Below are 12780 nucleotides of genomic sequence, written 5' to 3' on the forward strand. Positions count from 1 at the left end.
GAAGAACGCCGCCGCGGGTGTCACGCATGGTCCCATGCCTCGAGTCGCCACCGGGGAGTCGCTGATCTCCCGCGCTACGGCGGTGCCGGGCGTGCGGTCGCCGTGAGCGGTTCCGGTTCCGCCGGGGTCAGCTCGACGGACGCCGCCGCCTGCGTGATGTGGGCCGGCCGGCCGGCCGGTGCCGACGATCGGGATCGCCCCGAGCGATGTCGGCCACGCGAGCACGACCTGCCGACCGGTGAGGCCCCGGCCGTCCGCGAGGCGCCGGAACGCCGGCAATCCGGTTCGCGCCCGGCTTGCCGCCGAAGGGTGCGTACGCGAGGTAGCGAATTTCGGTAGCGCAACCGGTCAGGACCCACGGTCTCGCGGCGGGCGAAGCGGTGCTCGCCGCCCGCGGCGGCCTCGGCGACTGGCTGAGCGAGAAGGCCCAGCGTCACCTGCGCAAGGCGTTCGACCGGCTCGGCATCACCGTGCACGAGCACCCGGACATCGCCGGCGTCGATGCTCCCGGCGCGGCGGCGTCACCCCGGTCCAGGAGCCCGCCGGGATTTCCGTGTGATCTCGACGAACCCGTGGTCGGCGTCGAGGCGGAGCCGGTCGCCGGTGTGGATCACCTCGACCGGGTCGTCGTCGAAGTCGCTCAGGGCCGGTACCCGGGTCACCACCGCGCCCAATGCCACCTTCGTCGTCACCACCGTGAAGATCATGCCCAGTGGCGCCGTGCCGAGCAGGCGGGTCGACTGGAAGAACCCCGACCAGCCCGACGATCCCTTCGCGCTCGGGAAGACGAGGATCTTCCCCGTGAAGCACACCCCGTGCAGCTCGTGGCGGCGCTCGATGATCGTTCCCGTGGCCGGGTCGATGCCGCCCCAGCCCGAGATCGTCTCGTGGGACACCAGTGCTTCGCCCTCGACGACGCCGGGGACGATCGTCCGGCCGCGCAGGATCGTCATCGGAGGTCGCCTCGCCAGCGTCCGGTGACCGCCGCGTCCACGCAGTCCGCCAGCGAACCGAACCACGCCTCGATCCCGAGGATCGCGGGCAGGTAGTGCGCCTGCTTCGCCGAGTCGGTGGCGAACACGCGGGTGCCCGGCGGGGCGACGCGGGACATCGCCGGGCACGAGTCGGCGAGCAGCCGCCCACCCGCGGCCTCGATCACGGCCGTGTAGCCGCTGCGGTCCGCGACCGCCTTGAGCGCCCGGGGTGCCATGATCCACAGCTGCGTTCCCGAGTGCAGCCGCTTGCCGTCCAGGGCCCGGGCGGCGGCGCGGATCTGGTCGATCGACGCGTGCGGGCAGCCCAGCAGCACGAAGTCGACGTCGGTCGAGCGGCCCTGGTCGTTCAACGTCTCGTAGACCGCACGCCGCTCCCGGAGTCCATAGTGGATAGCGACGGGCGGGCGGCCGCGGAAGGCCGCCTCGACCGTCGGCGCCTCGGGCGTGATCCCGGGCAGGTGGTACAGCTCGACCCCGCCGGAAGACGCGGCGGCCGCCCCGAAGTGCTTGAGGTCGACGAGATCGGGACGCGGGTAAGCGCCGGTGACCACCGGGCGTTCGTCCTGGACCAGCCCGCCCGCGAAGTAGCCCAGCATGCCCCAGTCCATGAAGTCGCGGACGCCCGCGTCCACCTCGACGAGGTGCGTGCCGAACCGGTTCTCGGGCAGGTGGTTGCCCCAGCACGGGATCTTGCCGGTCAGCGACGCCGCGCCGGTCGACGTCCCGCCTTCGCAGTTGGTCCGGGCACCGAGCACGGAGTTGGCGTACACGACCGCCGACGACTCCATCCACGCGCAGTGCTCGCCGCGGACCGGGAGGTTACCGACTTGGTACGGCGTGCAGGTGGCGAGGATGTTCACCCCGCGCCGCCCGTAGAACGCCTCGGCGTCGCTCTGCAGCTCGACGAACTCCTTCGGGTACGGCACCACGCCGACCGAGTCCGGGCCGAACCCCTGCTGCAGCTGGCACGTCGGCACCCGCATGTCGGGGATCTCGACGACGTCGTCGCAGTCGAGGTTGAGCACCGCGAACGCCTTGTTCCAGCCGCCTTCGGCCACCAGCTTCGCCTTCACCGGCGACGGCTGGGTGCTCGTGCCGGCGACGTTGCGGGTGTCGCACAGGTGTTCCGCGCCCAGCGCCTCGCCGTAGCGGACGAGCAGGTCCATGGCCGCCGCCACGGCCGGCCCGTCGGCGCCGTCGCGCATCGCCTTCTCGTCGTCGGTCAGGATCACCGCGCGACCTCCTGCCGGGAGACCGCCGGGGCCGGATCGGCGACGTCGTTGGTCTCCGGGCCCCGCCGCACGGCCTCGAACATCAGCAGGCCACCGAAGACGATCAACGCGATCGGCGTGAACTCGTAGGGCATGATCGAGCTGAGCGCGAGCAGCCAGAACGTGTAGAGCCCGGGCAGGATCAGCCCGAACATGTAGCCGATGCCGTAGCCGCTCGCCCGCACGGACGCCGGGAACCGCTCGTTGAGGTATACCAGGATGACGCCGAGCGGCGCGGACGGCAGGACCTTCGCCACCACGGCGATCAGCCCGATCAGCCACGCGGGCGCCCCGGCCCGGGCCGCCACCGCCAGCACCGCGAACGCGCCGCCCACGACGAACGTGAGCACGAGCGCCCAGCGCATCAGCAGCGTCCGCCTGCCGATCCGCTGGCCGACCGCGGCGAGCACCAGGATCAGCACGATCGTGACGACCGAGCTGATGATCTCCACTGTGGACGACAGCCGCGGGCTCTGGTCCAGCACCTGCACCAGCAGCGTCGGCAGGAACGACACCGACATCTGGGTGGCGAACCAGTACCCGCAGGTGAACAGGAAGACGCTGAAGAACAGCGCGCGGTGGGTGGTGAACAGCTCCGCCACCGGCTGCCGTCCCGTGCGGCGCTGCCGGAACACCGAGTCGTCCTCCTTCACGCCGCGGTAGTGCCACAGGTAGACCAGGCCGAGCACGAACCCGAGGAAGAACGGGATCCGCCAGCCCCAGGCCAGGAAACCGCCGTGGGGCAGCACGTCGAGCAGGCCGAGCAGGAGCAGGTTGATCACCAGGAACGAGCCGGGCGCGCCGACGCCGATGAGCCCGCCGACCCGGCCGCGCCGCGCGGGCTCGGCCTGTTCCAGCGCCAGGGGCATCGGGGCGGCGTAGCCACCGGCGAGGAAGATCCCGCCGATCAGCCGCAGCACGGCGAACACGGCGATCGCGCCGTAGTTCCACGCCGCGAAGCCGGGCAGCAGCCCGATGAGCAGGGTGACGATCGTGAAGCCCCACCCGCTGATCATGGTGACGGGCTTGCGCCCGATCCGGTCGGACAGGTTGCCGAAGATGACGCTGCCGATCGGCCGCGCGAGCAGCCCGACCGTGAACAGCAGCGTGGTGAACGTCGCGCGGATCGCCGGCGACAGGTTCGCGGGCATGAAGTACGCCATGGCGGCCGGCAGCACGAGCGCCGGGAGGTACACGTCGAAGCTGTCGACGAACATCGAGAACGCGCCACCGCGCGCGGAGCGCCGTTCGTCGGCCTCGGTGATGACGGTGGATGGGGGGACTTCGGGCGGCGTCATTGCGGCCTCCTGATCTTGGGGGAGCGCTAGGGGCGGAGCACGGCTCCTCGGCCGAGCGGGCGCACGGTGCGCCGGTAGACCGACAGCCAGCCGGTTTCGTGGTGGTCCGCCACGGGTTCCGGGCGCCGCGCGGCGAGGTCGGCGGGGTCGACGCGCAGTTCGCACACCCGCCCGGGCAGGTCGATGTGGACGGTGTCGCCGTCGCGGACGAGGGACAGCGGCCCGCCGTCGGCGGCTTCGGGACGGACCTCGCCGACGACGATGCCGCGGTTGACGAGCCCGGACAGCTGGCCGTCGGTGACCACCGCGACTTCGCCGGTGAGCCCGGCGCGGTCGAGGGCGAAGACGATCTGCGACGCCATCCCCATGCCGGGCCGGCCGCGCGGCCCGAGCCCGCGGACGACCACGACGTCCCCGGTGGTGATGCCGCCGTCCGCCAGGGCGGCGACCGCGGCTTCCTGGCTTTCGAAGCAGCGGGCCGGGCCGGTGAACGCGGCCGGGCGCGCGTCGCCGACCGCGAGCTTGACGATGCCGCCGTCGGGAGTGAGCGATCCGCGCAGGACCACGATCAACGGCTCTGTCGCAAAGGGACGGTCGGCCGGGCGGATCACTTCCGCGTCCGTGACTTCGGCCGCGGACAGGTTGTCACCCACCGAAACGCCGCTCACGGTCAGCGGCACCGGGTCGATGAGGTCGCCGAGCTGCTTCATGACCGCTCGCGCGCCGCCCGCGGCCTCGAACTGCTCGATGAGGTGCGGCCCGTTCGGCCGGATCGCCGACACCACCGGGGTGTCGCGGCCCAGCTCGGCGTACAGGCCGAGGACGTCGATGTCCACATCGGACTCTTCAGCCACCGCTTGGAGGTGCTTCACGGTGTTGATCGACGCGCCGACCGCCAGGGCGACGCGGACGGCGTTGCCGAACGCGGCGGCCGTCATGATCCGGCGCGGGCGCAGGTCCTCCGCCACCATCTCCACGATCCGCGCCGCGGCGGCGTCGGCCGCGGCCCACATCGACGGCGAGTTCGCCGCGACGGGGGTGGTGCCGGGCAGCGTCATGCCGAGTGCTTCGGCGACGACGTGCATCGAGTTGGCCGTGCCCATGCCCGGGCACACGCCCGGGCCGCCGACGGCGCCGTCGCTCATCTCGGCGAGCTCGTCCACAGTGGATGTCCCGCAGGCGTGGAGGAAGACGTCCTCGATGTCGCAGTGACCGCCGCGGAAGCACCCGCTGGGCTGGTAGCCGCAGGCCACGAGCAGCGTCGGGAGGTCCAGCCGCCCGGCGGCCATCAGCTGGGCCGGCGCGGTCTTGTCGCAGCTGGCCAGGCACACCATGCCGTCCAGCTGCGCGCCCTCGACTCCGACTTCGATGTCGTTCACGATGAGGTCGCGCGCCGACAGGATGTACCCGCCGCCGTGCCCGGCCGAGTGGATGAAGTCGCTCGGTGCGGTGGTGCGCACCTCGAACGCCAGCCCGCCGGCGGCGGCGATCCCGTTCTTGACCCGGGCCGCGATCGCGTCGAGGTGGCTGAAGCAGATCGCCAGGTCCGACGAGGAGTTGACGACGGCGATCTTCGGCTTGCGGAGGTCTTCGTCGGTGAGCCCGAGGGCGCGCCACTGGGCGCGCCGGGTGGCCCAGCGGACCGTGCCGGGCGGGAAGTCGCTGCGGACCATGGCTTTCCTCCGGTCAGGACTCGAGGTTGCGGACCAGGCGGGCGCCGAGCTCGCCGTGGTCGACGTCGTGCACGCTGTCCTTCCCGGCCAGGTCCAGGGCGTGCGCGGCGGCCATGCCCATCGCCCCGCACGGGCCCATCACGCGCACGCTCGACAACGCGGCCGCGTCGCCGTCGACGCACCGGCCGGCGACCAGGACGTTGTGGACATCCGGCGGTGTCATCGAGCGCAGCGGGACGTAGTGCACGTGCCCGGGCCCGAACGTCTCCCAGACGTAGCCTTCGGGGCTGTCGTGCAGTTCCACCGGCCACGCGGTCCGCGCGACGGCGTCGGGGAAGCGGGTGCCGGCCCGCACCTCGTCGATGGTCAGCTGGTGCAGCCCCTGCGCCCAGCGCGTCTGCCGCCGGCCGGGCAGCCCGTAGGCCCGGACGCGGGCGCGGCCGAACGCCTCGGGGAACTCCGCGCGCAGGAACGCCACCACGCGGTCGGCCTGGGCCTTGCCTTCGAGCTGGGCTTGCGCCGCGGCGATCGGTTCGAGGGGCGCCTCGATGTGCGTCATGTTGAGCACCGCGGTGCCCCGGCCGGGGAAGTGGAAGGCGAGGCCGTCGTGCCGGCGCAGGCCGTACTGGGCGGCTTTCGCACCGACGCGCTCGGCCAGCTCGTCCGGCTCCGGCGCGGCCTCCTCGGCGACGTGCTCGACGACGAGCTGCTGCGAGCCGTAGATCTCGCGCTCCGGCAGGCGGCAGGGCAGGCCCGCCTCCCAGATCAGGGACGCGTCCCCGCTCGCGTCGACGAACCCGGTGGCGTCGACGTCCACCGGGCCGTAGCGGGTGGCGAAGGTGACCGACTCGACGCGGTCGCCACTCCGGACGACGCCGGTGATCGACGCGCCGGTGATCACCCGGATGCCGTGCTCCCGCACGGTGTCTTCGACCCACCGGCCGAGCACCACCTCGTCGTAGCCGACGGTGAGCGTGTGCCGCCGCTGGCGGAACAGGTCGCCCGTGGCACCCAGGTCGCGGAAGATGTCGTCGAAGATCCCGTGCGTCAGCTGGTGGTAGTCCGGGGCGTTGCCGAAGACCCCGCAGAACAACCCGATCAGCGAGTTGACCATCTGGCCGCCGAGCACCGGCAGCGCGTCGACGAGCACGACGTCGCGGCCGAGCCGGGCGGACTCGATGGCCGCGGACAGCCCGGCGATGCCGGCGCCGACGACGCAGACGTCGGCGGAGACCTGGTGGGCGGCGGAACCGGCGGGCTTGCGGACGGTGTGGACCTTCAGCTCGGTGAGGGGGTGCGGCATGGCTCACACGCTAGGTCGGGCTGCCGGGGCCCCGGAAATAGAGAATCGCGCTGCGGAGGTATCAGGGTGGGTTATAGCTGCCGCGCGAGGTCGGTCAGCACGGTCCGGAGCCAGTGGTGGGCCGGGTCGCCGTCGTGCCCGGCGTGCCACCAGAACCGTTCGACGATCGGTTCCGGATCGCCGGGACACGGCAGGATCCGCAGGCCGAGCCGGTCGGCGACGCGCGTCGCGAGGCGTTCCTGCAGCAGCGCGACGCGGTCGGTGCCCGCGACGAAGCGGGGCACGGCCTGGTAGCTCTCGACGCGGACCCGGATGCGCGGCTGGATGCCGAAGAGCGCGAGCTGCCGGCCCATCGGCGCGGCGGGCGGGAATCCGCGGTCCGGCTGGAACGGCGCGACCCACGGCAGTGCGGCGAGCTGCTCGAGGCTGAGTTCGTCGCCCTGCACCGACGGGTTCGCCGCGTCGACGACGCAGACCCACCGGTCGGTGAACAACTCGACGGATCGCACGTCGGGCAGCTCGAACCGGCTGACCGGGGGCGCGACCATGCCGTCGATCAGCCGGATCGTGTCGGCGATGTCGCTGGCGAAGGCCTCCCGGACCAGCCGGACGTGCAGCCGGACGTCCGGCGCCCGCGCCGCGAGCAGCGCGGACAGCCGCGAGCCGAGGACCTCGATCGTGTAGTCCGCCATGACGAGCGTGAACTCGCGGGCGGACGCGCCGGGGTCGAAGTCGTGACCGGTGCCGAAGAGCCGTTCCGCGCCGGTGCACACGGCTTCGACCTGGTCGGCCAGCTGCGTGGCGAGCGCGGAAAGGACGTAGCCGTTCCCGGACCGCACGAGCAGCTCGTCGCCGAAGTGCCGCCGCAACCGGCCGAGCGCGGCACTGGCCGCGGGCTGCGACACGCCGAGCCGGGCCGCCGCGCGGGTGACGTTCCGCTCGCCGAGCAGCTCCCGCAGGACGACGAGCAGGTTGAGGTCCAGGTTCGCCAGGTGGACCGCGGAGTGCCTCGCCACGGGGGGACTATAAATCAGACTGACACCCCCTCGGGGCCGCCGTGGCGGGTTAGGGTGGCTCCCGACGAGAGGGGAGTGCCTTGGCCGTCTTCAGCCGGGGGTTCCAGGGGCGGCGCGAGCGCGACGCCGACCTTCCGCCGGGTCAGTACCTCACCGACGACTTCCCCGTCCTGTCCGCGGGGCCGACCCCGCCGGTGACCGTCGACGACTGGTCGTTCACGGTCACCACGGAAACCGGGGAGCGGACGTCGTGGAGCTGGGCCGGCCTGATGGCGCTGCCCGCCGAGGAGCCGACCGTCGACATCCACTGCGTGACCCGCTGGTCGAAGCTCGGCACGACCTGGCGCGGGGTGTCGCTCGACGTGCTGCTGGCCGACGTCGAGACCGCCGCCGACTACGCGCTGGTGCACAGTTCCGGCGGCTACACCACGAACCTCCCGCTGGAGGACCTGCTCGACGGCAAGGCGTGGATCGCCTACGAGTTCGACGGCGAGCCCCTCGAACCGGTGCACGGCGGCCCCGCGCGGCTGCTCGTGCCGCACCTGTACTTCTGGAAGTCGGCCAAGTGGGTCAGCGGCCTGCAACTGCTGCCCGACGACGAGCCCGGCTTCTGGGAACAGCTCGGCTACCACAACTACGGAGACCCGTGGCAGGAACAACGCTACGACGGCGACTAGGCCACCGCCGCCGGACCGCCCGGCTCGTCGGAACCCGCGACGAGACGGCCACCGCGCGCACCCTCCGGTTCGCCGTGCCGAACTGGCCGGGCCACCTCGCCGGGCAGCACGTCGACCTCCGGCTCACCGCCGAGGACGGCTACACCGCGCAGCGCAGCTACTCGCTGTCCGCGCCCGCCGACGGCGAGTTCATCGAGATCACCGTCCAGCTGGTGCCCGACGGGGAGGTCTCGCCCTACCTCGTGCGCGACATCGAGGTCGGCGACGTCGTCGAGGTGCTCGGCCCGCTCGGCGGCTGGTTCGTGTGGCGGCCCGAGCAGCCGGAGCCGGTGCTGCTGATCGGCGGCGGCTCGGGGGTCGCCCCGCTGATGGCGATGGTGCGGGCCCGCCCGGCGTTCCGGTTGCTCTACTCGGTCCGGACCCCGGCCGACGTGTACTTCGCCGGCGAACTGAGCGGTCCGGAGACGGTCGTGCTGTACACGCGGGAAGCACCGGACGGCGTCGAACGCGCGCCCCACCGGATCGACGCGGCGGACCTGAAGGCGTACGGGCTGCCCGCGGACGACGCGCCGACCTGCTACGTGTGCGGGCCGACGCCGTTCGTCGAGACGGTCACCGGGTTGCTGGTCGACGCCGGGCACGATCCCGGCCGCGTGCGCGCGGAGCGGTTCGGAGCGAGCGGAGGGTGAAATGACGGACGCACACATCGACGGCAACGTCCTGGCCGGGCCCCTGAGCAGCGTGTTCACCGCCGACGTCACGAGCGCGACGGCGGTGTGCGCCGGGTGCGGCCGGACCGATCGCCTCGCCGCGGCGGCGGTGTACGGCGCCCCGATGGGGTACATCGCGCGGTGCCCCGGCTGCGACCAGGTGCTGCTGCGGTACGCCGAAGTCCCCTCCGGGGCCACGCTCGACATGCGCGGGATCGCCACGCTGCGCCTGACGACCGGCTGACCGGAGTCGCTGCCCGCGGGGATCCCTCAGCGGTGACTGTCCTGGCGGAACACCTCCGGCCGGTTCTTGGCGAAGCTGATCAACCCGCCCGCCTCGAGCATGTCCACGAGGAACGGGTCGGCCGCCGCCCCGCGGACGGTCGTGCCCGTCGTCAAGTTCGTGAACTCGCCGCGGGTGAGGTCCACCCGGACCCGGTCGCCGTCGGCCGCCAGGTCGGGGTTGAGGCCGATCTCCAGCGCGGGCAGGCCGATCTCGAAGCAGTTGCGGTAGAACGTCCGCGCGAACGTCTCCGCCACCACACAGCCGATCCCGGTCGCCTGCAGGGCTTTCGTGGCGATCGCGCGGCCCGACGACTGCCCGAAGTGCTTGCCCGCGAACACGATGTCGCCCGGCTGCACCTTCTTCGGGAACTCCGGGTTCAGGTCCTCCAGGACGTGCTGCACCAGCACGTCCATCGGTTCGAACACGTACTGCGTCTTCACGAGCCGGTCGGTCGGGATGTTGTCCCCGAACCGCCAGCAGCGGCCTTCGAACTTCACGCGGTCCTCCCTGCGATCACGCCCGCCACGGCCGACGCGGCGACGGTCTCCGACGACGCCAGGTACATCGACGCGTCGGGACTCCCGTTGCGGCCCGGGAAGTTGCGGGCGTGCGTCGAGATCATCGCCTCGTCCGAGGCCAGCGCGCCCATGTTGTACGCCTGGTTCGAGCCCGTGCTCGGCGGGAACCACGTCGCGCCCGCCTCGTGCAGCGCGAGCACCAGCCCTTCCCGCGCCGCCTCCGCGAACACCTCGCGGCTGGACGGCACGAGGTGGAACCGGACGTCCGGGTGGACCCGGCGCCCGGCGAGCACCCCGGCCGCCGCGCGGAAGTCCTCGAGCCGGCCGCCGCCGTGGCCGCCCAGCTCCGCGTACTGGATCGGCGTGCCCGCCACCTCCGTGACCGGCTTGACGTTGCCCACGGTCGGTGGGCACGCGACCTGCGGGTCCACCTCGCCGACGTCGAAGCGCAGCACCTGCGCCGCCTCTCCGCCGTCGCCGCGCACCAGCAGGTCCGGCCCGTCGCCCGGCAGCGTCCGCACGAACGCCTCGGTCACCTCGTCCGGCTCGACGAAGCTGCACTTCGCCCCGAGGTCCACGCACAGCAGCGGGAAGAGCCACCGGTCCCAAAAGGACAGTCCGCGCACGTACGGCCCGCCGAACTCGACGGCCCGGTAGTTCAGCTCGCCTTCGCCGATGCGGCCGACGAGCCACAGCGCGACGTCGCGCGGTGTCACCCCCGGCTTCGGGGTGCCGTCGAGGTGGACCCGGCTCGTCTCGGGCACCTTGAACCAGGCGGTGCCGTACGGCAGCACGGTACCGGCGTGCGAGTCGTTGCCCAGCGCCACGGCGAGCGCGCCCAGCGTCCCGTGCACGGGCGTGTGGCTGTCGGAACCGACCACGATCATGCCCGGCTTGACGTGTCCATTCCGGACGACCGCGTGGTGCAGGTTGCCGTTGCCGCAGTCGTACAGCGTGAGCCCGTGCTTGCGCGCCCACTCCCGGTTGTGCCGCAGCACGTCGGCCTGCTGCTCGGTCGGCGGGGCGAAGTGGTGGTCGAACACCAGCACGGCCCGCTCGGGGTCGGGGATGGGCGCGTTCACGCGCTTCTCGTACACCTGCGACGTCAGGTATCCGGACAGGTCGTGCATGATCAGCCGGTCGACCTTCGCCACGACGATCTCGCCGGGCTCCACCGACTCGCGGCCGCTCGCGCGGGCGAGGATCTTTTCGACGAGGTTCACGCGACCACCGCCGTCGCCACGATCTCACGCGGGTCGGTGATGACCCCGCGGATCGCCGAAGCCGCGGCCGTCGCCGGGCTCGACAGGAAGATCTTCGAGTCGTAACTGCCCATGCGGCCCTGGAAGTTGCGGTTGGCGGTGGACAGCGTGGTCTCGCCGTCGGCCATCGCGCCGCCGTTGCCCGCGCACGCGCCGCAACCCGGGTTCGTGATCATCGCGCCGGCGTCGATGAGCTTCGTCAGCACGCCGTTCTCCGCCGCCTTCGCCATGATCTTCGCCGACGCGGGGGTCACGATGAGCCGCAGGCCCGGCGCGACCCGGTGGCCGGCGAGCACGTCGGCCGCGATCACGAGGTCGTCGTACTTGGCGTTGGCGCACGAGCCGATGAACACCTGGTCGAGCTTGGTCCCGGCGACGTCGCCGACGCCGACGACGTTGTCGACCGTGTGCGGCACGGCGATCTGCGGCGCCAGCGCCGGCCCGTCGAGGGTGACCGTGGTCCGGTAGGTCGCGTCTTCGTCGGGCAGCAGGATGTCCAGCTCGTCGCGCGGCACCCGGGCCTCGTCGAGGTAGGCGAGCGTGGTCGCGTCCGGGGCCACGTAGGCGTTCTTGGCGCCCATTTCCATGGCCAGGTTGCAGAACGTCATGCGTTCCGACACGGACATGCCCTCGACGTAGGAGCCGGAGAACTCGGCCGACTCGTAGGTAAGCCCGTCGGCGCCGAGGTCGCCGATGAGCTTGAGCATCACGTCCTTGGCGTACACGCCGGGGGCGAGGTCGCCCTCGATGACCACGCGGACCGACTCGGGCACCTTGACCCACAGCTTGCCGGTGACCCACGCGGCGGTGATCTCGCTGAACCCGACGCCGGTGCCGAAGGCGCCCAGCGCGCCGTAGATCGTGGAGTGCGAGTCGGTGCCGATGATGAACTGCCCGGGCCGCACGAGCCCGTGCTCCATCAGGACGATGTGCGCGATCCCGCTGTTGACGTCGAAGAAGTTCTTCACGCCCAGCTTCTTCGCGAACTCGCGGCACAGCGCGTGGTCGGCGGCCGTCTTCGCGTTCATGGCGGGGGAGAGGTGGTCCATCACCATCGCCACGCGGTCGACGTCGAAGAGCTTTTCGACGCCCATCTTCTCCAACGTCCGGATGCACCGCCAGCTCGCGGTGTGGCTCATGTAGAGGTCCGGGTACGCGTCGACGATCTGCCCGGGCACGAGGTCCGTGACCGCGGACGCCCGTTCGATCGCCTTCTGCGCGAAGGTCTTGCCGGTCATTTCGTTCCTCCCGCGGCGAAGCTCGCCATCAGGTGCGGGATCAGGCCGCCGTCGGCCATGATCTCCCGCAGTACCGGTGGGTACGGGCTGAACGGGAAGGTCTGCCCGCCCGTTTCGACCGTGCCCGCGTCGTAGTCGACCCACAGCTCGCTGCCGTCGGCGGCCGCTTCCGCCGCGGCGGGCGACTCGACCGCGACGAGCCCGGTGTTGATCGCGTTGCGGAAGAACACGCGGGAAAAGGAGGCCGCGACGACCGCCTTGATCCCCGCGCCGATCAGGCACGTGGCCGCCTGCTCCCGCGCGCTGCCGCAGCCGAAGTTGCGCCCGGCGACGACGACGTCGCTGGCCCGCAGCCGGTGTTGCGTTTCCGGCCCCAGCGGCTCGAAAGCGTGCTCGGCGAGTTCCGCCGGGTCGATGCTGACGAGGTAGCGGCCGGGGATGATGACGTCGGTGTTCACGTTTTCGCCGAAGGTGATGACCCGGCCCCCGACGCGGTGTGCACTGCCCATGGATGCGTCTCCGTTCGAAGTTCC

13 protein-coding genes are annotated in these 12780 nt (G+C 71.9%); 3 read left to right on the forward strand and 10 right to left on the reverse strand.

Annotated elements, in window-relative coordinates; all coding sequences use genetic code 11:
• Positions 1-521 precede the first annotated feature (521 nt).
• From ACERZO_RS01135 to ACERZO_RS01160, 6 genes are all read right to left on the reverse strand, one after another.
• Positions 522-953, reverse strand: a complete 432-nt coding sequence (locus ACERZO_RS01135) for an aconitase X swivel domain-containing protein (protein ID WP_372660225.1) — start codon at positions 951-953, stop codon at positions 522-524.
• Positions 950-2227, reverse strand: coding sequence for an aconitase X (locus ACERZO_RS01140; protein WP_372660227.1), 1278 nt, complete (start codon positions 2225-2227; stop codon positions 950-952). The genes ACERZO_RS01135 and ACERZO_RS01140 overlap by 4 nt, the downstream gene beginning before the upstream one ends.
• Positions 2224-3564, reverse strand: a complete 1341-nt coding sequence (locus ACERZO_RS01145; protein ID WP_372660229.1) for an MFS transporter — start codon at positions 3562-3564, stop codon at positions 2224-2226. The genes ACERZO_RS01140 and ACERZO_RS01145 overlap by 4 nt, the downstream gene beginning before the upstream one ends.
• 26 nt (positions 3565-3590) lie before the next feature.
• Positions 3591-5237: a dihydroxy-acid dehydratase gene (gene ilvD / locus ACERZO_RS01150; RefSeq protein WP_372660231.1), complete on the reverse strand. Its 1647-nt coding sequence runs from the start codon at positions 5235-5237 to the stop codon at positions 3591-3593.
• Between the two features lie 13 nt (positions 5238-5250).
• The gene (locus ACERZO_RS01155; protein ID WP_372660233.1) at positions 5251-6540 is read right to left on the reverse strand and encodes an FAD-dependent oxidoreductase; all 1290 of its coding nucleotides are present in this window, start codon (positions 6538-6540) and stop codon (positions 5251-5253) included.
• A gap of 71 nt (positions 6541-6611) precedes the next feature.
• Positions 6612-7556, reverse strand: a complete 945-nt coding sequence (locus tag ACERZO_RS01160; RefSeq protein ID WP_372660235.1) for a LysR family transcriptional regulator — start codon at positions 7554-7556, stop codon at positions 6612-6614.
• A gap of 80 nt (positions 7557-7636) precedes the next feature.
• On the opposite strand from ACERZO_RS01160, the gene ACERZO_RS01165 reads away from it, so the two are divergent.
• The 3 genes from ACERZO_RS01165 to ACERZO_RS01175 are packed head-to-tail and all read left to right on the forward strand — an operon-like array spanning position 7637 to position 9187.
• Complete coding sequence (locus ACERZO_RS01165) at positions 7637-8233, forward strand: sulfite oxidase-like oxidoreductase (RefSeq protein WP_372660237.1); 597 nt, start codon at positions 7637-7639, stop codon at positions 8231-8233.
• Positions 8203-8922, forward strand: a complete 720-nt coding sequence (locus ACERZO_RS01170; protein ID WP_372660239.1) for a ferredoxin reductase — start codon at positions 8203-8205, stop codon at positions 8920-8922. The genes ACERZO_RS01165 and ACERZO_RS01170 overlap by 31 nt, the downstream gene beginning before the upstream one ends.
• A gap of 1 nt (position 8923) precedes the next feature.
• The gene (locus tag ACERZO_RS01175; protein ID WP_372660241.1) at positions 8924-9187 is read left to right on the forward strand and encodes a DUF6510 family protein; all 264 of its coding nucleotides are present in this window, start codon (positions 8924-8926) and stop codon (positions 9185-9187) included.
• Positions 9188-9213: 26 nt separating this feature from the next.
• Here the strand turns inward: ACERZO_RS01175 and ACERZO_RS01180 are convergent, their stop codons facing one another.
• From ACERZO_RS01180 to ACERZO_RS01195, 4 genes are read right to left on the reverse strand one after another with little or no spacing between them, the layout of a single operon-like run.
• Entirely contained in the window at positions 9214-9726 is a 513-nt protein-coding gene (locus ACERZO_RS01180) for a LeuD/DmdB family oxidoreductase small subunit (protein ID WP_372660243.1), read from the reverse strand.
• Positions 9723-10970: a 3-isopropylmalate dehydratase large subunit gene (locus ACERZO_RS01185; RefSeq protein WP_372660245.1), complete on the reverse strand. Its 1248-nt coding sequence runs from the start codon at positions 10968-10970 to the stop codon at positions 9723-9725. The genes ACERZO_RS01180 and ACERZO_RS01185 overlap by 4 nt, the downstream gene beginning before the upstream one ends.
• Positions 10967-12247 carry an aconitase/3-isopropylmalate dehydratase large subunit family protein gene (locus ACERZO_RS01190; RefSeq protein WP_372660247.1) on the reverse strand — a complete coding sequence of 427 codons (1281 nt, stop codon included), beginning with the start codon at positions 12245-12247 and terminating at the stop codon, positions 10967-10969. The genes ACERZO_RS01185 and ACERZO_RS01190 overlap by 4 nt, the downstream gene beginning before the upstream one ends.
• Positions 12244-12756 (reverse strand): LeuD/DmdB family oxidoreductase small subunit, encoded by a 513-nt coding sequence (locus ACERZO_RS01195; protein ID WP_372660249.1) that lies wholly within the window; start codon positions 12754-12756, stop codon positions 12244-12246. Before ACERZO_RS01195 ends, ACERZO_RS01190 begins: the two co-directional genes overlap by 4 nt.
• Positions 12757-12780: the final 24 nt, after the last annotated feature.

The sequence above is a fragment of the Amycolatopsis kentuckyensis genome (genome assembly GCF_041679295.1).
In the GTDB taxonomy this organism is placed as follows: Bacteria; Actinomycetota; Actinomycetes; order Mycobacteriales; family Pseudonocardiaceae; genus Amycolatopsis; species Amycolatopsis kentuckyensis_A.

Bases quoted from the DNA above. Each gene is read 5' to 3' on its own strand.
- ilvD (WP_372660231.1), bottom strand. From the start codon at position 5,237: ATGGTCCGCAGCGACTTCCCGCCCGGCACGGTCCGCTGGGCCACCCGG.
- ACERZO_RS01195 (WP_372660249.1), bottom strand. From the start codon at position 12,756: ATGGGCAGTGCACACCGCGTCGGGGGCCGGGTCATCACCTTCGGCGAA.
- ACERZO_RS01145 (WP_372660229.1), bottom strand. From the start codon at position 3,564: ATGACGCCGCCCGAAGTCCCCCCATCCACCGTCATCACCGAGGCCGAC.
- ACERZO_RS01135 (WP_372660225.1), bottom strand. From the start codon at position 953: ATGACGATCCTGCGCGGCCGGACGATCGTCCCCGGCGTCGTCGAGGGC.
- ACERZO_RS01175 (WP_372660241.1), top strand. From the start codon at position 8,924: ATGACGGACGCACACATCGACGGCAACGTCCTGGCCGGGCCCCTGAGC.
- ACERZO_RS01190 (WP_372660247.1), bottom strand. From the start codon at position 12,247: ATGACCGGCAAGACCTTCGCGCAGAAGGCGATCGAACGGGCGTCCGCG.
- ACERZO_RS01155 (WP_372660233.1), bottom strand. From the start codon at position 6,540: ATGCCGCACCCCCTCACCGAGCTGAAGGTCCACACCGTCCGCAAGCCC.